Annotated in this window: 1 pseudogene; it reads left to right on the forward strand. The window is 39.3% G+C overall.

The annotated features are described in order from the left end of the window. Positions 1 to 66: 66 nt before the first annotated feature. A pseudogene (locus tag CDG59_RS14890) lies at positions 67 to 1,094 on the forward strand (IS3 family transposase); the annotation flags it as partial.

Genomic DNA, 1,094 nt, shown 5'->3' on the forward strand with positions numbered 1-1,094 from the left:
TGATGTGTGCTTAAAAAACAGGAGGGTTTAACTTGGTAAACTATACATACTCATTAGGAGTTTACCATGAGCAAGAAACAGAAGACTTACACCGCAGAATTTAAAGCTGAAGCCATAAAAGCCATTGAAGAGAACCAAGGTAATGTATCGGAATCCGCTAGACAACTTGGCATTTCAATGCAAACCCTTTCGAACTGGAATAACAAAGCAAAGGCTGGAACTTTAGCAGGCACAAAACAGTATTCGCCCGATCTAAACGCCTTACTCGAAGAAAATAAGAATATGCAAACAGCTCAAAACAGCTGAAATGGAACGTGAATTTTTAAAAAAGGCAGCAGCGTACTTTGCCAAAGAAAGTCAGTGAGATACGCCTATATGAAATCGTAAAGCCACTTATTTCCGATTATTTTAATGGCTCGATTACTTCGTGTATCCGTTTCTCGCTTTTATGATTGGCTAAAGCGAGGCATGAGTAAAAGATCAATTCAGCGAAATCAGCAGACAATTTTGGTCAAAATAGCCCATGAAGAAACCAAACAAAGCTATGGCTATGTTCGATTAACCAAGCATTTACAAGCGCAAGGTATCAAAATAAGTACGTATGCTGTGCGCCAAATAAAAAAATCAAATCAGTTGCATTGTAAGCGCCATAAGCGTTTCAAAAGAACCACGAACAGTGATCACAACCGTTCTATTTATGACAATTTACTCAAGCAACAGTTTTTAATGACGAAGCCTAATCTTGCGTGGTCGAGTGACATTACCTACATTTGGACGGCTGAGGGCTGGTTGTACTTGGCAGCTGTCAAATATCTTTACACGAAACAGGTTGTTGGCTATAGCTTAAATGAGCGCATGACAGCCAAGCTTGTTTGTGATGCATTGAATATGGCTATTCGCAATCAGAAACCTGCTAAAGATCTCATTGTACATTCAGACAGAGGCAGCCAATATTGCAGTAATGAATATCGAAACTTACTTGAGAAATTTGATTTTCAGGGTTCAATGAGCAAAAAAGGCGACTGCTTTGATAATACACCGATAGGGAGTTTCTGGGGCATACTCAAAAATGAACTAGTCCATCATCGCAACTA

This window comes from Acinetobacter sp. WCHA29, assembly GCF_002165335.1.
In the GTDB taxonomy this organism is placed as follows: domain Bacteria; phylum Pseudomonadota; class Gammaproteobacteria; order Pseudomonadales; family Moraxellaceae; genus Acinetobacter.